The organism is Nonomuraea salmonea, from assembly GCF_042428605.1.
In the GTDB taxonomy this organism is placed as follows: domain Bacteria; phylum Actinomycetota; class Actinomycetes; order Streptosporangiales; family Streptosporangiaceae; genus Nonomuraea; species Nonomuraea salmonea.
The window spans coordinates 454,980-475,217 of the sequence record NZ_JBHMCF010000046.1 but is presented as its reverse complement, the minus strand read 5'-3'; the positions used below and the strand labels follow the sequence as shown (position 1 = coordinate 475,217).

The following is a 20,238-nucleotide window of genomic DNA, read 5'->3' as shown; positions in this document are numbered from 1 at the left end:
CGATGGCGCGGAGCCGAGCACGCAGCATCGCCACCGACGGCCTCACCAACCGGCTCAGGTTCCTGGCCCTCACCAACGGCCGCCCGCTTTGGGACCTCCTGCAGGCCAGCCGGCCACTGCGCAGCCGGATCAACGCCTCGCTCATCGACCACGCGGTCCGCGAGATGCCGCCGCGCCCCGAGCCGCTGAGCACCATGGCCGGCTACACCTCGTGGGCCTCGCTTACCGACCGCACCTACAGCGGCAGGCACCTGCCCCCCGTCCCCGCCGGCGAGCGGGAGCGGCCCACGCCCGAGGCCGCCGCCGCCCTGTTCACGCGGGGCGCGTCGATGATCCCGTGCCCGCGGTCCACGGTGCTGTTCGCGTACTTCGCCCAATGGTTCACCGACGGGTTCCTGCGCGGCGACACCAACGTCCCGCGCGACCCGCGCAAGAACAGCTCCAACCACCACATCGACCTCAACCAGCTGTACGGGCTGAACGACGCGGCGACGGCGGCGCTGCGCACGTTCGACGGCGGGCTGCTGAAGAGCCAGCTGATCAACGGCGGCGAGTTCCCGCCCTACCTGTGCGAGAACGGCGCGATCAAGCCGGAGTTCGCGCCGCTGAGCGTCGCCCTCTGGGAGCGGCTCACCGACGCGCAACGCGACACGCTGTTCGCCACCGGCAGCGACCGGGGCAACGGCCAGATCGGCTTCACCATGCTGACGGTGCTGTTCCTGCGCGAGCACAACCGGGTGGCGCGGCTGCTCGCCCTGGAACATCCGCGCTGGGACGACGAGCGGATCTTCCAGACGACCCGCAACATCCTCATCGTGCTGCTGATCAAGCTGGTCGTCGAGGAGTACATCAACCACATCACCCCCTACCACTTCCGCTTCACCCTCGACCCGGCGCTGCCGGCGCGGCTCGACCACGCGCCCTGGCACCGCCAGAACTGGGCGTCGGTGGAGTTCAACCTCGTCTACCGCTGGCACAGCCTGGTCCCTTCGCACCTGTCGGTGGGCGGGCGCGAGCTGCCGATGGCCGAGACCTTCTTCGGCAGCGCGCTGATCCCCGAGCCCGGTCTCGGGCGGTTGTTCGAGGACGCCTCCCGCCAGCGGGCCGGCCGCATCGGGCTGTTCAACACCGATCCCGTGCTGCGGGAGATCGACGTGGCCAGCATCGCCGACTCGCGGGCGCTCGATCTGGCCCCGTACAACGACTATCGCGAGCACTGCCGTTTCCCCCGGGTGCGCGGCTTCACGCAGATCTCCGGCGACCGGCGGGTCATCGGCGCGCTGCGCGAGCTCTACCGCGACGTGGACGACGTGGACCTGTACGTCGGGCTGTTCGCCGAGGAGCCCGGCTCCCCCGAAGCGATCCTGCCGCCGCTGCTCACCAAGATCATCGCCATCGACGCCTTCTCCCAGGCGCTCACCAACCCGCTGCTGGCTCCCCGGATCTTCAACGCCGCCACGTTCTCCCCCGCCGGCATGCGCGTCATCGCCGGCACCCGCACGCTGTCGGACGTCGTGCACCGCAACACCCCGGAGGACCAGAAGCCCCGCCTGGTCAGCATGTCCCGGCGGACCAGGCCATGAACGACGCCGACGCCGACGCCGACACCGACACCGCGCGGCTGCGCGCCGCGGCCCGCGAGCTGGTCGACGTCGCGCTCACCGTCCAGGACGCGGCGGCGCACGCCACGTCCGCGCTCACCGGCGTCGCGTTACCGCACGCGCTGCCCGCCTGCGGGGCGCTGCTGCGGGCCACGACGAACGGCCGGGGGCTCGGGTGGGCGTTCACCGGCGGCGGCCCGCTGCTCACCGCCGCCGCCAAGATCGGCGGCATGCTCGGTGCCGAGAGTCTGTCCGTACGCGTGCTGGCCACGTCGCTGCGGCTGCGCGTCGCGGCCGTGGCGATCGCCCACCCCGAGCTGACCGGCGACCCCATGCTGGCCCGGCTCATCGACGCGGCCGCCGCCGACCGGGACCTGGAGGCCGTACGTGCCCTGCGCGCCCTGCTCAAGGAGCGTGGCGCGGTGCGCGCGCTCAGCCAGCTCGCCCCGGTCTTCGGCGAGGTGCTCGCGCTGCGCGCGCTCCTGGACGAGAACCCGCTCAACGACGCCACCGCCTGGCTCATCGCGACCGGCAAGGGGTACGCCACCGCCGATCCGATCACCGGGCTGAGCAACAGGGTCATCGCCGTCCTCGACACCGGCGAAGGCGCCGCCCGCCGGGTCGAGCTGAGCGCGGCCGAGTCGGCCCTGCTGTGCACGCGGGGGTCGCTGCTCGGTTTCCTGGGCAACATCAGCGCGCTCGGCACCACCGGACGGATCCTCATCCAGAGCGTCGAAGGGCCCGACGGGGTGATCCGCCACGTCCTCCAGGCGCCCGGCATGCGCGCGGGACGTCCCGACGGCGAGTCTCCCCAGGACCTGCTCGGCGCGTTCAGCAGCGCCGTCCTGGCCAGCAGCCCCTACAGCCGCGCCCTGGCCGAGGCCGTCGCCGACTACGGGCTGCCGCCTGAGGCCGAGCTGGCGCTGGTCGGGCACAGCGCGGGCGGCGCGGCGATCATGAACCTGGTGCAGGACGCCGCCTTCTGCGCCCGCCACACGGTCACCCACGTCGTGGCCGTGGGCTCGCCCATCGACTTCAAGCGTCCCGCCGACCGGCGCACGTGGGTGGCCAGCGTCACCAACCAGCACGACATCATCCCCACGCTCGACGGGCAGGGCGCCGGCACCTGCTTCGACCTGCACCCCGACTGGTACGTGGTCGACTACGGCGACGCCACCCACCTGTTCCCGCTCTGTCACGGCATCGACCACTACCGCGCCAACCTGGCCGACGACCTGCCCGAGGCCCGCGCGGTCATCGACGAGCGGCTCACGCCGTATCGGGGGCGGGTGGTGCGGTCGCAGGCGTACCTGCTGTTCGACCGCCCGCCCGGCCCCGAGGGGTTTCCCTTCCTCACCGTGCCCACGCGTTCCGTCGCCGAGGGCGGCGTCGAGTTGCCGATCAGGTGCCATGAGAGCAGGGCGCTCACGGCGTACTTCGCGGCGCATCCGGCGGTGGCGGCCGGCCTGCTGGAAGGCGCAGGGGTCGGGCCCGCCGTCCAGGTGGCGGGGCGGGCGCTGGTCGCCGTGCACGTGGCCGCCAACCGGTGCGCCAGCGCGGGCGCCTACGCGGAGCTGCAGGTCGGCGTCGTCGTGCCGGGGCCGTTCCGGCGGCGCTTTCCCTTCGTGCCCGATCTGCTGCGGGCGGCTGACCTGCGCCGCTCCGGGAGTTTTCTCGTCGGCACCGCCGTCGATGCCCCGGTCGTGCGCGCTCTGGGCTCGCGGTTGTGGGGCGGGGAGACGTACCTGACGCCGCTGAAGATCCGGCTCGGCCGCTCGGCTGAGGTCGGCGCCGACCAGATCCTCACCTTGCGCGGGCGGCTCGGGCCCGGGCTGCCGTTGAGCGATCCCGGTGTGGTCGCCTACGCCCGGGAGGCCGGTGTCGTGCTGCGGTCCTGCGTACGGACGCGCGGGCCGGCGCGGCTGCACGCGGCTCCCCCGCTGCGGCTGGTCGTCGCGCCGCAGTCCGCCCATCCGCTGGCCGGGCGGCTGCGCGAGCTGGGGCTCGACGGGGCCCGGCCGCTGCTGTGCCTGTCCACCGCCGTCCGCCAGTCGCTCCGGGACGCCGCCGTCCCGGTGCCGCGGTGAGCCGCCATGTCCCCCGAGATCAGCGCCCACGCCGAGACCCTCCGCTCGGACGCCCGCGCCCTGATCGCCTGCGCTGAGCGGCTGCGTGCGATCGAGGCGGAGCTGCAGGCGGGCGGCGGGGCGCCGGAGTGGCTGCACGCCTCGGTGCGGGCCCACATCGCGGCCTGCCTGGTGGCCGCCGCCGACCTGGAGAACGCCGCACGCCGTTTGACCCCCTGATAAACCATTGGACACGGGCGGGCACGCTCCGGGAGCATCCGCGCTGTGACAGATCCGTTCTCCCCGCGCAAGCCCGTGAGGTTCGTCGAGCTGACCGGCGCGGCCATGGCCGCCCTCCTGAACGACGACCTGCCCCGGGCCAGTGCCGAGGCGGGAGCCGGGCTCACGGCGTACTTCCTCACCGATCAGGCGAAGTGGGTCTGGCGGTACCGCGTCAACCAGCTGGCCACGGACCCGGGGAGCGCGGGGTGGCTCACCAAGGCCGTGGTGGCCGAGCCGGACGGTGTCGTGGTGGGGTACGCCGGGTTCCACGGGCCGCCGGATATATCCGGCATGGTAGAGATCGGCTATTCGGTGGACCCCGGCCACCGCCGCCAGGGGTACGCCAGGACGATGCTGACCGAGCTGATGCGCAAGGCCGCCGCCGCCCCGGAGGTCAGGACCGTACGGGTGACGATCAGCCCCGACAACACCGCGTCCCTGGCCACGATCGCCGGGCTCGGCTTCGCCCAGGTCGGCGAGCAGTGGGACGAGGTGGACGGCCTGGAGCTCGTCTTCGAGGTCCGCGTCGGGTAGGAGTTCAGGACGGTTTCACGCTGGCGGCGGCACGCCGGTGGTGAGCACGCCGCTCAGTCTGCTGATGCCGCCTCTGTGACGGTCATGGCCAGCTCGGCGCCGGGTGCGGCAGCGGGCTGGCGCCTTCCGGGCGCAGCCCGTCGAAGATGATCGCGAGATAGCGCCGCCACAGCTCGGGGTCCGGTTTCGCCAGGAACCCGACCGCGTGCACCGGTGCGCAGATGAGCAGGAAGATGTCGGTGCCGATGATGTCGGGCCGGACGGCGCCCGCCTCACGGGCTCGATCGACCAGCGCGCCGATGCTCTCGTGCAGCTCGTCCCTGAGCCTGGTCACCTCCGAGTCGCCCTCCGTGACCGTCTGCAGGAACGCCAGGTCGTGCTGCTGCTGGTTGCCGCAGGCCACGGTCAGGAACTCCAGCAGTGCCGCCCCTGGGTCGGCCGCGTCCAGCAACCGCCTGGCGAGGGCCGTGAGCTCGGCGAAGGAGTGGCCGACGGTCGCGACGATCAGCTCCTCCTTCGTCGCGAAGTGCGCGAAGACCGTGCCCTTGGCCACCCCTGCCCGGCGGGCGATGTCGGCCATCGAGGCGTCGAGGCCGCGTTCGGCGAACTCGGCCGCGGCCGCTTCCAGGAGCAGCGCGCGGTTGCGTGCCGCGTCCGCGCGCAGGGGGCGTTCAGGCTTGGTCACGACCGCGATTCTAGCAACTTGACCGAGAGGTCATGTTTTGGGTACGTTCGTCAGACATCTTGACCTAGCGGTCATCTTAAGGAGCTGGATTCATGGAACTGCACGGCGCCACCGCCCTCGTCACCGGCACCAACCGCGGCATCGGCCACCACTTCGCCATTGAGCTGCTGCGACGGGGAGCGAAGGTCTACGCCACCGCCCGCCGTCCCGAACTCGTGAACGTCCCGGGCGCCGAGGTACTGCGCCTGGACATCACCGATCAGGGCTCCGTCGAGGCGGCCGCCGCGATCGCCACCGACGTGGACGTTTTGATCAACAACGCCGCGTTCACCGCCGGCGGCAACTTCATGACCGGCGACCTCGACGCCATCCGCATGACGATGGACTCGAACTACTACGGCACCCTCGCCATGATCAGGGCGTTCGCGCCCATCCTGGCCCGCAACGGCGGTGGCGCCATCCTCAACGTCCTGTCGGCCGCGGCCTGGACCACGGTCGACGGCAACACCTCCTACGCCGCCGCCAAGTCCGCCCAATGGGGCCTGACCAACGGTGTCCGCCTGGAGCTGGCCGCCCAGGGCACGCAGGTCACCGCCCTCGTCCCCGGGCTCATCGCCACCGAGACGATGAAGGACTTCGCCGCGAACGCCGGCATCGACTTCCCTGACGGCCTCCTGGAGGACCCCGCCGACCTCGTACGGCTCGCGCTGGACGGGCTGGAGGCCGGCGAGATCGAGATCGTCGACCGCATCGGCGCCGACGCCAAGGCGAGCCTCATCGGCCCTCCGAGCACGTTCGACCTGGAGGCCGTCGCCGCGTCATACGGGGCCGGAACGCGCAGCTGACGGGGGCGGAGGCGGGACCGGCGGGACCGGAGGATTGCGGGGAGCTGGCCGGGGACTGGGCCAGGCTGCTGAGCCCTCCGTACCGTCCCGCGTACGAGGCGATGGTGGCGGAGATGGCGCGGCGCGGCATCGACTGCGCGGGCCGGCCACCGCTGTGGGCCTGGCTGGGGCCGGACACCCGAGATGATCGGGTGGCGCTGACGGCGGAGCTCCTCCTCGATCCTGAGAGCGACGAGGATCCTGCAGCCGTCGTCCTTGGCCTAGAGATGCCCTTCCCCTTGTGGCAGGCTCGGGCCGCTTCGTTAGGCTTGCCGGCATGCCGGACACCCAGTACGAAGATCTGCTCCGCCACGTGCTCGACACGGGCGCCCGTAAGAACGACCGCACAGGCACCGGGACGCGGTCGATCTTCGGTCACCAGTTGCGCTACCGGCTGTCCGACGGCTTTCCGCTGGTCACGACGAAGAAGGTGCACTTCCGGTCAATCGCGTACGAGCTGCTGTGGTTCCTGCGCGGCGACGGGAACGTCAAGTGGCTGCAGGACAACGGCGTCACGATCTGGGACGAGTGGGCCAGGGCGGACGGTGAGCTCGGCCCGATCTACGGCGTGCAGTGGCGGTCGTGGCCGACCCCCGACGGCGGGCACATCGACCAGATCAGCGACGTGCTGCGGACGCTGCGCGACAATCCCGACTCCCGGCGCATCATCGTCTCCGCGTGGAACGTCGCCGACATCCCGCAGATGGCGCTGCCGCCCTGCCACGCGTTCTTCCAGTTCTACGTCGCCGACGACAAGCTGTCCTGTCAGCTCTACCAGCGCAGCGCGGACCTGTTCCTCGGCGTGCCGTTCAACATCGCGAGCTACGCCCTGCTGACGCACATGATCGCCGACCAGGTGGGGCTCGGCGTCGGTGACTTCATCTGGACCGGCGGCGACTGCCACATCTACGACAACCACGAGGAGCAGGTCCGTACGCAGCTCGCACGCGAGGCGCGGCCGTTCCCCACGCTGAGCCTGAAGCCGGCGGACACCCTGTTCGACTACACCTACGAGCACATCGCCCTCTACGGCTACGACCCGCACCCCGCCATCAAGGCACCGGTGGCGGTGTGATCGGGCTGGTCTGGGCGCAGTCGGCCAACGGCGTCATCGGCCGCGAGGGCACGATGCCGTGGCACCTGCCGGAGGACCTGAAGCACTTCCGCACCCTGACCTCGGGGGCGACCGTGCTCATGGGCCGCCGCACGTGGGAGTCGCTGCCGCCGCGGTTCCGGCCGCTGCCGGGCAGGCGCAACCTCGTGCTGTCACGCACCCCGCAGGAGGGCGTGGACACCTTCACCGACCTGAAGGAGGCTCTCACCGCGGCGTCAGGGGAGGTGTGGGTGATCGGCGGCGCGGCCGTCTACCGGGCGGCGCTGCCCCTGGCCGACCGCATCGTGGTCACCGAGATCCGGGAGCCCTTCGAAGGGGACACGCACGCGCCGGACGTGGGCCGCGCGCCCGACTACGTGGGGGCGTGGCAGGAGTCGTCGACCGGCCTGCACTACCGGTTCCTGACCTGGGGCTGAGCCTAGCGTCGTCCGCCGAACTGCCAGGCGTGGACCTCGACGTCGGCGTACCGGTCCGCGTCGAGGAGCGTGCGGGCCGCGTCGCGGTCCGTCGCCCGGATCAGGGCCGCCGTGCCCAGCCAGGTGCCGCCGTCGTCGGACAGCAGCGGCCCGTAGGCGATCAGGTCGTCCGACCGGCCGGGCGGCGGCTCCTCGGCCTCGCCCGCGCCGAGGCCGATCACGAGGTACCGGTTGCCGCCCTCGCGGCCTCCCGGGAAGTCCCACATCGTACGGCCCAGCAGGTTGCGCCAGCGGCGCACCATCACGTCGCGGTAGACGCCGGCCTGGTAGTTGGGCTCGTCGAAGGCGAACGCCCGCGCGGCGGCGGGGTCGGGCAGGTCGACGATGTGGACGCTGCCGGTGGCCGTCCCGCCGTCGAGCGTGGGGCCGCGGGCGATCAGCTGTGTCGCGTAGCCGTCCATATAGGACCAATGCTTCTCCACGAGCTTCTCACGGAGGGTCGCGGAGCCGGGGCGGTCACGGTGATAGCAGAAGAATTCCATGTCGCGCTCGATTATCGTCCCTACGGGCGGCGTCCTGCGATGAGTCATCCCGCTCCGACGGGTCTCAACGTCCGAGGACATCACTGAAGAAAGTACGGGAGGCGACACTCGTGAGCGTCATTCCTGGAGATCGCAGGACCTTCTACCAGCTGCTGGGCAACACCGTGCTGGTATCGGTGGTCAACAGCACGGCGTGGTTCGCGATCACCTTTTACGTTTACCTGCAGACGCGGTCGGTCTTCGCCACCGGCGTGATCTCCGGCATCTTTCTCGTGATGACCGCTTTATCCGGCATCTGGTTCGGCAGCCTGGTCGATCACCATGCGAAGAAGACGATGATGCAGGCGTCGGCGCTGGCCTCGCTCCTGCTGTACGCGGGGGCGCTGGGCATCTACCTGGCGGTGCCTGAGGAGACCTTCACCGATCCGGGCAGTGTCGTCCTGTGGGTGATGGTCGTGCTGCTGATGGTCGGCGTCATCGTGGGCAACATCAGGACGATCGCGCTGCCGACCCTGGTCACCCTGCTGGTTCCCGAGGAGGGCCGGGATCGCGCCAACGGGCTGGTCGGCAGCTCGACGGGGGTGAGTTTCCTGGTGACGTCGGTGTTCAGCGGGGCGCTGGTGGCGATCGGCGGTATGTACTGGGTGCTCGTCCTGAGCCTGGCGGTGCTCACGGTGGCCCTGCTGCACCTGGCCGTCGTCCGCGTACCGGAACACCGGGAGGTCCCGGAGGACGCGCCGAAGCGGTCGGTGGATCTTCGCGGCACGATGCGGCTGGTCGGGGAGGTGCCGGGGCTGACGGCCCTCATCCTGTTCTCCGCCTTCAACAACTTCCTCGGCGGCGTCTTCATGGCGCTGATGGACCCTTACGGGCTGTCGCTGGTGCCCGTGCAGGTGTGGGGGCTGCTGTGGGGTGTGCTGAGCACCGGGTTCATCGTCGGCGGGCTGCTCGTCTCGCGGACCGGTCTGGGCCGCAACCCGGTGAAGGTGCTGCTGCTCGTCAACCTCGTCCTGTGGGGGGTCACGCTGCTGTTCCCGCTGCGGTCGTCGATCGTGCTGCTGGCCGTCGGGATGTACGCCTACATGCTGCTCGTCCCGTACGCGGAGGCCGCGGAGCAGACGATCCTGCAGAAAGTGGTCCCCTATGAGCGGCAAGGGCGGGTCTTCGGGTTCGCGCAGAGCGTGGAGCAGGCCGCGTCCCCGCTGACCGCGTTCCTGATCTCCCCGATCGCCCAGTTCGTCGTCATCCCGTTCATGACGGACGGCGCGGGCGCCCGGACGATCGGCGACTGGTTCGGCACGGGCACCGACCGCGGTCTCGCCCTCATCTTCATGGCGGTCGGGGTCATCGGCCTGATCGCCACCGCCGTGGCCCTGCGCAGCCGCCCGTACCGGCGGCTCAGCCACCGCATCACGCGACCGGCGAACCCCGAGCCGAGCCTGCCTTGATTGCCGGGGCGGCCATACCGCCGTCCTGATCGCTGAAATCCAGCGGCGTTATGCCGAGTTCCTCCAGCATCGCTCCCATCTCGCTCAGGCCACCTGCTGGACCGTCGCCCAGCCGATCACCGGCTCCCTGACGGTCGAGGCCGTCGCCGGGCGGCTCGGCGGGCGGCTCGGCGGCCGACCTGACGCCGTTCCTGGCCCGGCTGTCCGACGCCAGGCGCACGGACGACGGCGCGATCCTCCCGGAGGACCACCCGGTGTCGCGCCGCTACTGGGCGGCCAGGGCCCTGGACGACGCCGTGCCGGGACGTGCGTACCTTGAGCGCCTCGACGTGCTCGCCCGCGGCCGCACCATACTCGGCGACGCCTGGCCGGAGCTGCGTGCGCAGCTCAAGGACATGATCGCGTAAGTTCTGTGGCGGGACGGGTGCGGGGCCGTCCGGCCCCGGTCACCCCCCTGGCGGATCCGTCACGTGCGTGCCCGATCACCGTCCTGGCGGCCGCCGATGATCGCCTCCGCGGCGTGCTCGGCGATCTCGGCCGGGCTCGCCCGCAGCAACGTGTTGATCAGGCGGAGATTGACGGGCCGGCTCTCCTCGAGGTCGGGGCCGATGATGCTGGCCGTCTGCGGGGCCGTTCCGGTGAAGGTGACTCTCATGCGCCAGTGGTGGCGCTCGACGGCGACCACGGGACCGGCGCCGGACGCCACCTTCCATCCGTGGCGGCGCGCGCGTCGGGTTAACGCCTCAGGATGCATGTGATTGTCTTCCTCGTCGTCGTGGTGGACGCGGCGGCGGAGCGGGTCACGCTCCCCTGCCTGCGTGCGGGCAAGAGGTCCGGGTCGAACGCGATACCCCCGTCGTCGGTGGGTGCACCGGGCACGCTCGTGTCGTGCCCGGCCTCGGGACGCTCGGGAAATGCCGGACGACCGTACGCCTGCGCGGGCGACGGTGCCGGGGGGTGGCCACTCCCCCGGCCATGGAAGGGATCGGTCGGGCGCGCCGCGATCGCCGGCGGTCGTGCCGCCGTGGGGGGCTTGCGCGCGGCCCGTTGCTTGCACCTCGATTCGGTGACCTCCCCTGCGACTTCGCTGGTACGTACGAGAATCCGGTGGCGGGTTCCTCGCACCTTCCCTAGATGGGATGGAAGTAGCAGGGCCGATGGTTCCCATCCGCGCAATCTTGCCGTGACAACCTGAAGAAGACCTTACGACTGGATCTGCTGCCGCTGAGCCGCCCCGCAGGACAGCGGGGGCTCCGGCGGCTAGGGTGCGGTCACCAGGGCGACGATGTCCTCGATCCGGACGACCTCCCCTGCGGCTCCCCAGTTGCCCTCGGGGACCTCGTTGATGTGCACCCAGGCGGCGGTGGGCCCGGCGAACCTTTCCGGGTGGGGGTCGGCGTCCGCGAGGACCCGGGTGACGCGCCGTACGATGTCGCGGCGCTTGCCGTCATCCATCGAACCGGCCGGGACACCGACCCTGACCACGTACCTGGGCTGCTCCCCGGCCGGCACCCTCCGGCCGCCCACGAACCAGGCGTCGATCTCGTTGACCACCAGCCACGAGATGGACCTGGCGACCTCGGTGTCCGGGGCGCCCTCGGCGAGCATCACCTCCGACACCAGCCGGCCGCCGATGGCCTCGTGGCTCTCCTCGTCGAGCGAGCCCTTGGGAACGAACAGCTCCACGAACGGCATAGTAAGTCCTTTCATTAAACCCACTGGTCCGCTCACCGTACGACAGTGGGTTTAATGACACAACCCACTACACTGTGGGCATGCAACGGACCAGCTTCGCTGAGATGCACTGCTCGATCGGCCAGTCCCTGGAACGCGTCGGCGAGTGGTGGACCCCGCTGATCGTGCGCGACCTCTTCCTCGGGCTGCACCGGTTCGACGACCTCGCGGAGAACCTCGGCATCGCCCGCAACCTGCTCACCCGCCGGCTCGAGACGCTGGTCGAAGGGGGCATCGTGGAACGCCGGGCGTACCAGGAACGGCCGTTGCGGCACGAATACCACCTCACGGAGGCCGGCCACGACCTCGTGCCCGTGCTGATGGCGCTCATGGCGTGGGGCGACAAGTGGGCGACGCCGGCGGGCGGCCCGCCGGTGCTCCTGGTGCACGACGAGTGCGGCGCTCAGTTCACGCCGCAGGTCTGCTGCTCGGCCTGCGGGAAGCCGGCGCGCACCGCCGAGGTGACGGCGCTGCCCGGTCCGGGCGCCGCCTCCGGACCGGGGACACGCGTGCTGGCCCGCCGCGGCGGCCTCACGTCTCAGGACGGATGACCGCGATCACGACTTGAGGGCGAGCTGCTTCCTCGATCTTCCGGGGAACACGACGACCAGGTGCTCCTCCTCTTCGCTTTTGGTCACCCGTACGTATACCCGCAGCCGGTAGCGGCCCTTGCCCCTGATCGCGAGGTTCGGCATCGGCGCGCCCGCGCCCACCTCTCCTCCGTCCATCTCCGGAACCTTGAGCGTGCCGCTGCGGCTGGTGATCGGAACCTCGTGCACCGAGTACCACCCGGCGGTCCGTGGCGGCGGCGCCTTGCGGAACGCCTTCACGGTGATGCACACGTCGCTGACGTCCGCGACGTGCCCGACGAGCACCGTCCCGGGGGTGACCCCGAGCCCGGTCTCGTTGCCCTTCTTGTAGAGCTCGCCCATCACGTCCTCGTCCATCACTCCATGGTCGGCGGCGTCGGTGACCACGTAGCCGGGATCGCCGTCGACGAACAGGAAATAGTTGGCCGTGGCCTGGACGACGCCCTTGGTCCGGGGCCACGGGTCGCGGCATCTGGCGTTCTTCTCGGCGATGTGGTCGCGCTCGTCCGCCTTCATCTGCTCGGAGGAGCGCAGCAGGTGGGGCTGGCTTTTCGCGACGATCTCGGGGCAGACGTAGACAAGGTCCCAATCGTCGACGCCCCAGGCGGCCCGCGCGCTCCCGGCCTGCCGCAGGAGCGCCTCCTTCTCGGTACGGTCCTTCGCCCGGCACAGCGCCCGCCCATACGCGAGGACCGCCTGGTCCGGCAGGCTGTCAGGGAACATGGGCGGCTGCCCGAAATCCCTGTTGCGCGCCAGGCACAGGAAGACCGGCTCGCGTTCCTCGGGCTTGAGGTCGCCGAAGCTGGGCCGGCTGTAGCAGTCCGGCGACCCGCCGCCGAAGGTGTGGCGCGCGTTCTGCTCGGGCTGGATCACCACGACCATCGGCAGAACGACCACGGCCGCCAGCGCGACGCGATGCCCCCACCCCCACCGCCGCCGCGAGGACGCGGCCACCGGATGACCGGCCGCGACGGGCATCTCCCGCGCGGTCGCGGCGTTCCACACGACGCCGAGGAGTCCCAGCACGTGGCTGACGACCATCGACGCCAGCCAGGCGCTGGTGGGCGGCTCGAAGAAGGTGATGATCGGGAAGTCGAACGCGAAGGAGATCAACGACAACCAGCCCGCGATCAGGGTGCCGCGACTCCACCGGCCGTCACGCCACTGCCCGACGACCGTGAGAACGGTCGCCGCGGCACAGACCGCGATGTAGATCCACCAGGCGACGTCGTTCCAGCCGAACTCCCAGATGTCGAGTTCGTCGAGCAGATCCTCCACCATCACCAGGATCTGGATCGCGAACATCACCCCGGCCGCCGCTCGCAGCACGCGCGACCGCCAGCGGATGACGAGCAGGAGGAGGACGTCGATCGCGCCCCACATGATGAGCTGAACGACCGCGGCGACCTCGTCGGGCAGCACCGCGAACGGCCACCACAGGATGAGGCTGTACGCCACCGCCAGGTAGAGCAGCCTGCGCAGCGCCCTCTCCCGGCCGCTCAGCGGTCCCGGCCTGGGGGCACGCAGGATCAGCCACAGGAACAGGGCCTTGATCGCAGCGGCGACGAGCAACGTCACGATGGTCACGGTGCCGTACGGCTCGGGCTGGACGTACGGGACAAAAGACGGTGGCGACCAGACGACGGCCGTCCAGAGCCAGAACTCGCCGCGCATCAGGCCGACGACCGTGGCCACAAGGAGCAGACTTACTAATCCGATCCTGATATTTCGCCATAAATGATCTTTGGACACGGAACGGGAGTTTAGCGGCCCGGTAACCCAAAAATCGCCCCAACGAAACGAGCAACCCTTATCACTCGAATTCGATACATCTTCGAGATCTTGCACTCTTTCATGGCCATTCCGACGGCCAGTACGCTTCCCTCGCCCTGGGTATAACCTGCACACTCAGCCGGCGATCCGCAAAGCGCGGCCATGATACTGGCCGAACTCCGCATCCCACGCCTTACACCGGCAGTGCACTCGAAATCGCGTTAAGACATCAATGCGGGCTCGACGCTCTGAACGTTGTGCGGTCTTTTGTGAACGAGCCCGTGGCCGCCGTTCTTCGATCAGGGTCTACGTTCGGAACCAGGCTCGGTCGCCTTCGATGTGCAGCAGGAACTCGGCGACAGGGCCGCGTGGTGACACCAGGCTTGCCGCCGCCGCCACCTCGTCGTATGCCGCCTCCCACGCCTGCGAGTCTTCGCCGATCTCCTCCAGGAGGCCCAGCTCCCGCTCGAAAAGCGGCTTGACCTTGGCGAACACCGGGGTGGCCACGAAGACGCCATAGGTCCAGGGCCAGTCCACGTCGTCGACGGTGATCTCACCGCACAACTCGTCGCCGCAGAACAGCCGCCAGGTATCCGCGTCACGGCCCACAACCCTCGCCTCCTTCAGGTCGGTCGTCACCCTAACGATCACGACCGACAAAACCGCGCGGAGGCGGATCGGGGCCGTAGTGTGAGGGGCGGCCGTACGCGTCAGCGGGTGACCGGCTGGCGGCGCCGCTTCAACCAGGTCCACCTGCCCCCCTGCTCCTTCTGTCACCACTGCGAAGAACGATCTGATCGGCGCGGAGTTCCGAGCCGGAAGGGGGTTCAGGTGCGGGGGGCCAGGCCGTTGCGGAAGGCGTACGTGACCGCCTGGGCGCGGTCTCGTGCCCCGATCTTCGCGAACAGGTTGTTGATGTGGGTCTTCACGGTCGCCTCCGAGATGACCAGGCGGGCGGCGATCTCGGCGTTGGAGCAGCCTTCCGCGATCAGCTCCAGCACCCCGGCCTCGCGCTGAGTGAGCCCGTCGGGAAGGGACGCGGGGGCGGGCTCGACCGGCGGACGGGTGCATTGCGCGCTCGGCAAGGGGACGGGGCCGGTCACGGCCTGGGCCAGGGATTCGGCGTCGGTGTCCTTGGTGAGGTAACCGCGGGCACCCGCACGAAGGGCCGCGAACACCAGCTCGTCGTCGGAGTAGGTGGACAGCACCACGACGTCGGTCCCGGGATGAGCGGTGCGGATACGTCGGGTCGCCTCGACGCCGTCGAGGAGCGGCATGCGCAGGTCCATCAGCACCACGTCGGGACGCAACTGGGCCGCCAGACGGACCGCCTGCAGACCGTCACCGGCCGTACCGACGACCTCAACGCCAGGTACGAGCCCGAGCAGCAGCACCAGCCCCTCACGTACGACGGTCTGATCGTCCACGACGAGCACACGCACGCTCACCACTGGTCCACCATTCCCTTGCCGTCAGCCGGGAGTCTGCTGGGCCCCTCGACGTGTAGCCGTGCCACCGCCCTCCAGCCTGCGACCGAGGACCTCCTGACGCAGCCGCAGCCCCGCCGCGTCGCCGCCCTCATCCCGGCACCCGCAGCAGCACGGTGAAGCCGTCCGGGTCGGTGCACGTCTCCAAGGTGCCGCCGATGAGCGCCGCGCGTTCGCGCATGCCGATGAGGCCGTAGCCGCCGGGCGTCGCGGGCGGGGCGGGGTGGCCGCCGTGGTCGCGCACCTCCAGCTCGTTCCAGCGGTCCACGCGGCGCAATCGCAGCTCGGCCGTGGCCCCGGGTGCGTGCTTGCGGATGTTGGTCAGCGCCTCCTGCGCCGTACGGGCGATGGCCAGCCGGGCCTCCGCGCCCGCCGCTAACGCGCGGTCGTCGATCGACACCGCGCACTCCCTCCCCGTGGCGGCGCGGAACTCCGCGGCCAGCCGTTCGAGCCGCTCCCGCAGCGGCAGGTCGTCGCCGCGCAACGTGTCGAGCGCTCTGCGGGTCTCCTCCAGGCTCGCCCGCGCGAGCCCGACGGCCTTGTCGACGCGGTCGAGCGCGGTGGCCCGGTCACCGCCCTGTTTCAGCAGCATGCGTACGCTCTCCAGGTGCACGATCTGCGCCGATTGGGCGTGGGCCAGGATGTCGTGCACCTCGCGGGCCAGCCGGGCCCGCTCCGACAGCACCGCCTCGCGCGCCCGCGCCTCGGCCACCTCGGCGGCCTGCCGCTTTGTGGCGATCTGACTGGCGAGCAGGAACGCGAACACCGCACTGTAGGCGCTCCCCGCCGCCAGCCCCCAGGCCGTGCCCGCTTCCCGGACCATCACGTACGTGGTGAGCGGCATGCCGACGAGCACCAACGTGGTCAGCGCCATCGCAGCGCGCGGCCGGGTGCGGAACGCGGCGGTGAAAATGGTGACGAAGCAGAGGGCGATGCCGGTGTAGGGCTCGATCAGGTTCATGGCGAACGCGCCGGCGATGGTGACCAGCAGCAGCCAGGCGTTGCGCCGCTGGTCACGTCCGGCCAGCGCCCACAGGCAGGCGCCGAGCGCACCGACCGCCACCGGCAGCACAAGCAGAGCGGCCGCCACGGTGGGGCGCGTGACGACGATGCTGACCGGCCCGTAGGCGAGGTAGAGCACGAGCAGCACGGCAAGGACACGTGTCAGTGGCCGCGCAGGAAGGAGCGAACGCAACACGGAGAGGACGCGAGCCGCCGAGCGGGTGGCGGCATCGTCGAACACGGGACGAGCACCACCGCCGGACGCCGCATGAGCGGCACCGCCGGCCAACCCCGCCGCATCGCCGGACGCGGAATGGACGGCATCGCTGGGCGCCGAACCGGCGGTAGCCATGGACGCTGGACAAGCGGGGACGTCGCCAAGCGCCGGACTGGCGGAGGCGTCGGCGGGTGCCGGGCCTGGGGTGTTGCGAGGGCCTGGAGGGCTGGGCGTGGCCACGAGGTCACGGTAGCCGGGCGCCGGGCTCGGGTCATCAACCCACGGGTTGAAGTGGGTTCCACCCGTGCTCCGATGCGCCGGGCAGGGCCGTTGCCGGAAGCTGAACCCGTGACAACGATCAGTGTCGAGCACGTGAGGAAGTCGTTCGGGAAGGTCGTGGCCGTCGACGACCTGTCCTTTGCCACTCCTCCCGGAGCCATCACCGCCTTTCTCGGCCCCAACGGGGCAGGCAAGACGACCACGCTGCGGATGATCCTCGGCCTGGTCACGCCGGACACCGGGCGTGTGACGGTCGGCGGGCGGCCATACCGCGCGCTGGAGCAGCCGTTGCGGCAGGTCGGTGCGGTGCTGGAAGCCACCGCCTTCCATCCCGGACTCACCGCCGAGGCGCATCTGCGGGCCTTGGCGATCGCGGCCGGGATCGACGAGGCGCGGGTCGGGGAGGTGCTCGATCTCACCGGCCTCGACGGTGCCGGAGGCAGAAGGGTGCGGGGGTTCTCGCTGGGCATGCGGCAGCGGCTCGCGCTGGCGACCGCGCTGCTGGGCGACCCCGGGCTGCTGATCCTGGACGAGCCGGCCAACGGGCTCGACCCGGCCGGCATGCGCTGGTTGCGGGGGTTCCTGCGGGCGTACGCGATGGACGGTCACGGCGTGCTGGTCTCCACGCACGTGCTCGCCGAGGTCGAGCAGATCGCCGACCACGTGGTGATCATCGCGGCCGGCCGGCTGCGGTGGAGCGGTCCGATGCCGGAAGCGGCGAGCCTGGAGGAGCTCTACCTGGAGGTGGCCGGATGACCCGGCCGGGCCGCTTGCCCCACCCAGCTCTACCGGAGGTGGTCCGATGACCCGCTTAGGCACCATGGCTCGCCCAGCTCTGACCGGAGGTGGTCCGATGGCTCGGCTCGTCCGTGCGGAGTTGGTCAAGGCCGGCGCCAATCGCGTCACGTGGATCCTCGCCGCGATCGCGCCCGTCTTCTGCGTGGCGTGGGCGGTGCTCATCGTCATGCTGTCGCCGCCGGACGAGGCGCCGGCGCCGGTCGGCGTGTACGCCATGGCGCAGCAGGCGTACGTCTTCACCCTGATTCTCGGCATCCTGGGCATGTCCGGCGAGTTCCGGCATCAGACCATCGCCTGGTCCTTTCTCGTCACACCGCGGCGGGGGCCGGTGGTGACGGCGAAGCTGGCGGCGTACGGTCTCATCGGCCTGCTGGTGGCGCTGGCGTCGGCGGTGGCGACGGTCGCGGCGGGAGTGGCGCTGCTGGCCGTCAAGGGGCTGCCGGTGTGGAGCGCGGACGTGCCACCGGCGCTCGTGGGCGGGGTGCTCGCGACGGCCGGGTACGCGGTGTTCGGGGTGGCGCTGGCCGTACTGGTCAGGAGCCAGGTCGCGGCGGTCTTCCTGGCGGCCATGATCTTCACGTACGGCGACTACTTCCTGGGCTGGCTGACCCCCGGCGTCTATCCCTGGCTTCCGACGGGGGCCGCCAGGGCCGTAGGCTCGCTGCCGATCGAGACGGCGACGTTACTGCCCGCGTGGGGCGGGGCGGTGGTGTTCGCCGGGTATGTGGCGGTCATCGTGGTGATCGCCCGGCTCGTCACGCTTCGCCGCGACATCACCTGATCAGACGGACGACGCGGCCGATCTTCTTGCGAGAATCAGCGGGCTCACGCGCGTGGGTTCGTGCCAGGATGGAGTGCGGCGAGGGTCCCGGAACCGAGGAGCATGGATGCCTGCTGCTGACATGAGCGACCTGAACGACGTCTCTGACGGCAGCGGGCTCTGGTCCGCACCGACGACCCTGCGGGCCCTGATCGGGGCCCAGTTGCGGCGGCTGCGGGAGGCGCAGGGGGTCAGCCGCGAGGAGGCCGCGTTCCTCATCCGTGGGTCCAACTCGAAGATCAGCCGCATGGAGGCCGGGCGCACCGGGTTCAAGGCGCGTGACGTGGCCGACCTGCTGACCCTTTACGGCGTCACCGACGACGGCGCGCGGGCCAGCCTGCTCGCGCTGGTCGAGCAGGCCAACGCGCCGAGCTGGTGGCAGGAGTACCGCGAGGCGATCCCCGACTGGTTCGAGCCCTTCCTGGGGCTGGAGCAGGACGCCTGCCTCATCCGCGCCTACGAGGTGCAGCTGGTGCCCGGCCTGCTGCAGACCGAGGACTACGCGCGGGCGGTCATCACCCAGGGCGCGAAGAACGCCGGGAGTTACAGCGTCGAGCAGCGGGTGGCGTTGCGGATGCGCCGCCGGCGCGTCCTGACCAGGGACGATCCCGCGCGGCTCTGGGTGGTGCTGGACGAGGCCGCGCTGCACCGCCGCGTCGCCGGCGAGGAGATCATGCGTGCCCAGTGGGAGCACCTGGCGAAGATGAGCGAGTTGCCGCACGTCACCCTCCAGGTGCTGCCGTTCACCTCCAGCGACTGCGCCGGCGGGCTCGGCCCGGTGACGATCCTGCGCTTCCCGCAGCAGCAGCTGCCCGACGTCGTCTACATCGAGCAGCTCACCACGGCCCAATACCTGACCAAGAGCGCCGACGTGCTGCCCTACCACGCCCTGATGGACGAACTGGGCCTGGCGGCGCTGCCACCCGAGCAGACCGCCGGCTTGCTGCGGGAGCTCGCCGCCACGAAGACGGGCTGAGCGGCGGTCGAGGCCAACGGGCGGCCGGCGCCGGCGGTGTGCGCCCGCTAGGGTTTGCGAGCCACGCCGCAGTACGCGTCCACCGGCTCGGGCAGGCCGCTGACCGGCTCCTCCTCCGAGCGCCACTGTGATACCGACACCACGCCGGGCTCGATCAGGTGCAGGCCGGCGAAGAAGCGTTCGATCCGCTCGGGTGTGCGTAGTTCGTAGCTGTAGACGTGGCCGTCGTCGCGCAACTGCTCGGCCTCGGCCGCCGCTTCCGGCTTGACCGTCTTGGTGCCGTCCTCGACCATCAGGTAGCTGCCGGAGGGCAGGACGTCCATGTAGCGCTGGATCAGCGCGTGGGCGGCGGCGTCGTCGCGTACGGTGCCGAGGACGCCGAGCAGCATGACCGCGGTCGGGCGGGTGAAGTCGAGGGTGCGGGCCGCGCGGGTGAGGATGTCGTCGGGGTCGCGGACGTCGGCCTCCAGGTAGTCGCAGCTGCCGTCGGGGTGGCTGGTCAGCAGGGCGCGGGCGTGCAGCAGGACGACGGGGTCGTTGTCGACGTAGACGATGCGGCTGGCCGGGTCGACGCGCTGCGCCACCTCGTGGGTGTTGTCCTCGGTGGGCAGGCCGGTGCCGATGTCGAGGAACTGGCGGATGCCCTCCTCCTCCGCCAGGTGACGGACCGCGCGCCGCAGGAACGCCCGGGTGTGCACCGCGATCTCCTGCATGCCGGGATAGTGCTGCTCGAGCATGTCGGCCAGCTCTTTGTCGGCCGGGTAGTAGTGCTTGCCGCCTAACCAGTAGTTCCACGCTCTGGCCTGGCTGGGTCGGCTGGTGTCGATCCGGCTGAGCGGGGAGTCGTCGGTCACGGGCTGCTCCTTGTCGGGGTGGGGTGCCGTCTTGCGGGCATTTGCCTGTTCTACCAAGCGGTCAGGCGCGGAAGGAAGCGACGGCCTCGCAGGAGCGGGTTTTCGCAGGCTCAGGAGTAACCGCCGTGAAACCGCG

General features: G+C 70.6%; 23 protein-coding genes. 13 read left to right on the top strand and 10 right to left on the bottom strand.

The window, feature by feature from the left end; genetic code table 11:
* Positions 1–2: 2 nt before the first annotated feature.
* Genes ACFFR3_RS42555 through ACFFR3_RS42540 form a run of 4 tightly spaced genes read left to right on the top strand, consistent with a single transcriptional unit; the run spans position 3 to position 4,483 of the window.
* Complete coding sequence (locus ACFFR3_RS42555; protein WP_379484989.1) at positions 3–1,583, top strand: peroxidase family protein; 1,581 nt, start codon at positions 3–5, stop codon at positions 1,581–1,583.
* Positions 1,580–3,688 (top strand): alpha/beta hydrolase family protein, encoded by a 2,109-nt coding sequence (locus ACFFR3_RS42550; protein ID WP_379484988.1) that lies wholly within the window; start codon positions 1,580–1,582, stop codon positions 3,686–3,688. The genes ACFFR3_RS42555 and ACFFR3_RS42550 overlap by 4 nt, the downstream gene beginning before the upstream one ends.
* A gap of 6 nt (positions 3,689–3,694) precedes the next feature.
* Positions 3,695–3,907, top strand: coding sequence for a hypothetical protein (locus ACFFR3_RS42545; RefSeq protein WP_345405006.1), 213 nt, complete (start codon positions 3,695–3,697; stop codon positions 3,905–3,907).
* Positions 3,908–3,952: 45 nt separating this feature from the next.
* Positions 3,953–4,483: a GNAT family N-acetyltransferase gene (locus tag ACFFR3_RS42540; protein WP_345405004.1), complete on the top strand. Its 531-nt coding sequence runs from the start codon at positions 3,953–3,955 to the stop codon at positions 4,481–4,483.
* Between the two features lie 82 nt (positions 4,484–4,565).
* Here the strand turns inward: ACFFR3_RS42540 and ACFFR3_RS42535 are convergent, their stop codons facing one another.
* Positions 4,566–5,168 (bottom strand): TetR/AcrR family transcriptional regulator, encoded by a 603-nt coding sequence (locus ACFFR3_RS42535; RefSeq protein ID WP_345405001.1) that lies wholly within the window; start codon positions 5,166–5,168, stop codon positions 4,566–4,568.
* Between the two features lie 92 nt (positions 5,169–5,260).
* Here ACFFR3_RS42535 and ACFFR3_RS42530 point away from each other — a divergent pair, with 92 nt between their 5' ends.
* From ACFFR3_RS42530 to ACFFR3_RS42520, 3 genes are all read left to right on the top strand, one after another.
* Positions 5,261–6,013 carry an SDR family NAD(P)-dependent oxidoreductase gene (locus ACFFR3_RS42530; RefSeq protein WP_345404998.1) on the top strand — a complete coding sequence of 251 codons (753 nt, stop codon included), beginning with the start codon at positions 5,261–5,263 and terminating at the stop codon, positions 6,011–6,013.
* 316 nt (positions 6,014–6,329) lie between these two features.
* Positions 6,330–7,127, top strand: a complete 798-nt coding sequence (locus tag ACFFR3_RS42525; protein WP_345404995.1) for a thymidylate synthase — start codon at positions 6,330–6,332, stop codon at positions 7,125–7,127.
* The gene (locus tag ACFFR3_RS42520) at positions 7,124–7,582 is read left to right on the top strand and encodes a dihydrofolate reductase (protein ID WP_364381819.1); all 459 of its coding nucleotides are present in this window, start codon (positions 7,124–7,126) and stop codon (positions 7,580–7,582) included. The genes ACFFR3_RS42525 and ACFFR3_RS42520 overlap by 4 nt, the downstream gene beginning before the upstream one ends.
* A gap of 2 nt (positions 7,583–7,584) precedes the next feature.
* Here the strand turns inward: ACFFR3_RS42520 and ACFFR3_RS42515 are convergent, their stop codons facing one another.
* Entirely contained in the window at positions 7,585–8,124 is a 540-nt protein-coding gene (locus ACFFR3_RS42515) for a YciI family protein (protein WP_345404992.1), read from the bottom strand.
* A gap of 110 nt (positions 8,125–8,234) precedes the next feature.
* Here ACFFR3_RS42515 and ACFFR3_RS42510 point away from each other — a divergent pair, with 110 nt between their 5' ends.
* Positions 8,235–9,572, top strand: coding sequence for an MFS transporter (locus ACFFR3_RS42510; RefSeq protein WP_379484987.1), 1,338 nt, complete (start codon positions 8,235–8,237; stop codon positions 9,570–9,572).
* Here the strand turns inward: ACFFR3_RS42510 and ACFFR3_RS42505 are convergent.
* Positions 9,535–9,792, bottom strand: coding sequence for a hypothetical protein (locus tag ACFFR3_RS42505; RefSeq protein ID WP_345404980.1), 258 nt, complete (start codon positions 9,790–9,792; stop codon positions 9,535–9,537). The genes ACFFR3_RS42510 and ACFFR3_RS42505 overlap by 38 nt on opposite strands.
* A 34-nt stretch (positions 9,793–9,826) precedes the next feature.
* On the opposite strand from ACFFR3_RS42505, the gene ACFFR3_RS42500 reads away from it, so the two are divergent.
* On the top strand, positions 9,827–9,979 hold the full coding sequence (locus tag ACFFR3_RS42500; protein WP_345404977.1) for a hypothetical protein: 153 nt from the start codon (positions 9,827–9,829) through the stop codon (positions 9,977–9,979).
* A gap of 59 nt (positions 9,980–10,038) precedes the next feature.
* Here the strand turns inward: ACFFR3_RS42500 and ACFFR3_RS42495 are convergent, their stop codons facing one another.
* Together ACFFR3_RS42495 and ACFFR3_RS42490 are read right to left on the bottom strand one after the other, a co-directional pair.
* Positions 10,039–10,278: a hypothetical protein gene (locus ACFFR3_RS42495; RefSeq protein ID WP_345404974.1), complete on the bottom strand. Its 240-nt coding sequence runs from the start codon at positions 10,276–10,278 to the stop codon at positions 10,039–10,041.
* Positions 10,279–10,832: 554 nt separating this feature from the next.
* The gene (locus ACFFR3_RS42490; protein WP_379484986.1) at positions 10,833–11,267 is read right to left on the bottom strand and encodes a tautomerase family protein; all 435 of its coding nucleotides are present in this window, start codon (positions 11,265–11,267) and stop codon (positions 10,833–10,835) included.
* Between the two features lie 80 nt (positions 11,268–11,347).
* Here ACFFR3_RS42490 and ACFFR3_RS42485 point away from each other — a divergent pair, with 80 nt between their 5' ends.
* Positions 11,348–11,857 (top strand): winged helix-turn-helix transcriptional regulator, encoded by a 510-nt coding sequence (locus tag ACFFR3_RS42485; protein WP_364381804.1) that lies wholly within the window; start codon positions 11,348–11,350, stop codon positions 11,855–11,857.
* 6 nt (positions 11,858–11,863) lie between these two features.
* On the opposite strand, the gene ACFFR3_RS42480 is transcribed toward ACFFR3_RS42485, so the two are convergent.
* From ACFFR3_RS42480 to ACFFR3_RS42465, 4 genes are all read right to left on the bottom strand, one after another.
* The gene (locus tag ACFFR3_RS42480) at positions 11,864–13,591 is read right to left on the bottom strand and encodes a hypothetical protein (protein WP_379484985.1); all 1,728 of its coding nucleotides are present in this window, start codon (positions 13,589–13,591) and stop codon (positions 11,864–11,866) included.
* 384 nt (positions 13,592–13,975) lie between these two features.
* Positions 13,976–14,308 (bottom strand): hypothetical protein, encoded by a 333-nt coding sequence (locus ACFFR3_RS42475; RefSeq protein WP_345404959.1) that lies wholly within the window; start codon positions 14,306–14,308, stop codon positions 13,976–13,978.
* Between the two features lie 188 nt (positions 14,309–14,496).
* Positions 14,497–15,117, bottom strand: a complete 621-nt coding sequence (locus ACFFR3_RS42470) for a response regulator (protein WP_379484984.1) — start codon at positions 15,115–15,117, stop codon at positions 14,497–14,499.
* A gap of 130 nt (positions 15,118–15,247) precedes the next feature.
* Entirely contained in the window at positions 15,248–16,306 is a 1,059-nt protein-coding gene (locus ACFFR3_RS42465) for a sensor histidine kinase (protein ID WP_345404953.1), read from the bottom strand.
* A gap of 417 nt (positions 16,307–16,723) precedes the next feature.
* Between ACFFR3_RS42465 and ACFFR3_RS42460 the strand changes: the two genes are divergently transcribed.
* From ACFFR3_RS42460 to ACFFR3_RS42450, 3 genes are all read left to right on the top strand, one after another.
* Positions 16,724–17,410 carry an ABC transporter ATP-binding protein gene (locus ACFFR3_RS42460; protein ID WP_379484983.1) on the top strand — a complete coding sequence of 229 codons (687 nt, stop codon included), beginning with the start codon at positions 16,724–16,726 and terminating at the stop codon, positions 17,408–17,410.
* A 97-nt stretch (positions 17,411–17,507) separates the two neighbouring features.
* A complete protein-coding gene (locus tag ACFFR3_RS42455; protein ID WP_379484982.1) occupies positions 17,508–18,233 on the top strand; it encodes an ABC transporter permease in 726 nt (241 codons plus the stop codon).
* 106 nt (positions 18,234–18,339) lie between these two features.
* Complete coding sequence (locus ACFFR3_RS42450) at positions 18,340–19,248, top strand: Sco1979 family transcriptional regulator (RefSeq protein WP_345404944.1); 909 nt, start codon at positions 18,340–18,342, stop codon at positions 19,246–19,248.
* Positions 19,249–19,295: 47 nt separating this feature from the next.
* Here ACFFR3_RS42450 and ACFFR3_RS42445 read toward each other — a convergent pair whose 3' ends face one another.
* A complete protein-coding gene (locus ACFFR3_RS42445; protein WP_345404941.1) occupies positions 19,296–20,102 on the bottom strand; it encodes an SAM-dependent methyltransferase in 807 nt (268 codons plus the stop codon).
* Between the last annotated feature and the right edge of the window lie 136 nt (positions 20,103–20,238).

Excerpts from the sequence above, each read along its gene's own strand:
- ACFFR3_RS42555 (WP_379484989.1), top strand. The coding sequence starts at position 3 with ATGGCGCGGAGCCGAGCACGCAGCATCGCCACCGACGGCCTCACCAAC.
- ACFFR3_RS42550 (WP_379484988.1), top strand. The coding sequence starts at position 1,580 with ATGAACGACGCCGACGCCGACGCCGACACCGACACCGCGCGGCTGCGC.
- ACFFR3_RS42545 (WP_345405006.1), top strand. The coding sequence starts at position 3,695 with ATGTCCCCCGAGATCAGCGCCCACGCCGAGACCCTCCGCTCGGACGCC.
- ACFFR3_RS42530 (WP_345404998.1), top strand. The coding sequence starts at position 5,261 with ATGGAACTGCACGGCGCCACCGCCCTCGTCACCGGCACCAACCGCGGC.
- ACFFR3_RS42525 (WP_345404995.1), top strand. The coding sequence starts at position 6,330 with ATGCCGGACACCCAGTACGAAGATCTGCTCCGCCACGTGCTCGACACG.
- ACFFR3_RS42515 (WP_345404992.1), bottom strand. The coding sequence starts at position 8,124 with ATGGAATTCTTCTGCTATCACCGTGACCGCCCCGGCTCCGCGACCCTC.
- ACFFR3_RS42490 (WP_379484986.1), bottom strand. The coding sequence starts at position 11,267 with ATGCCGTTCGTGGAGCTGTTCGTTCCCAAGGGCTCGCTCGACGAGGAG.
- ACFFR3_RS42485 (WP_364381804.1), top strand. The coding sequence starts at position 11,348 with ATGCAACGGACCAGCTTCGCTGAGATGCACTGCTCGATCGGCCAGTCC.
- ACFFR3_RS42455 (WP_379484982.1), top strand. The coding sequence starts at position 17,508 with ATGGCTCGGCTCGTCCGTGCGGAGTTGGTCAAGGCCGGCGCCAATCGC.
- ACFFR3_RS42450 (WP_345404944.1), top strand. The coding sequence starts at position 18,340 with ATGCCTGCTGCTGACATGAGCGACCTGAACGACGTCTCTGACGGCAGC.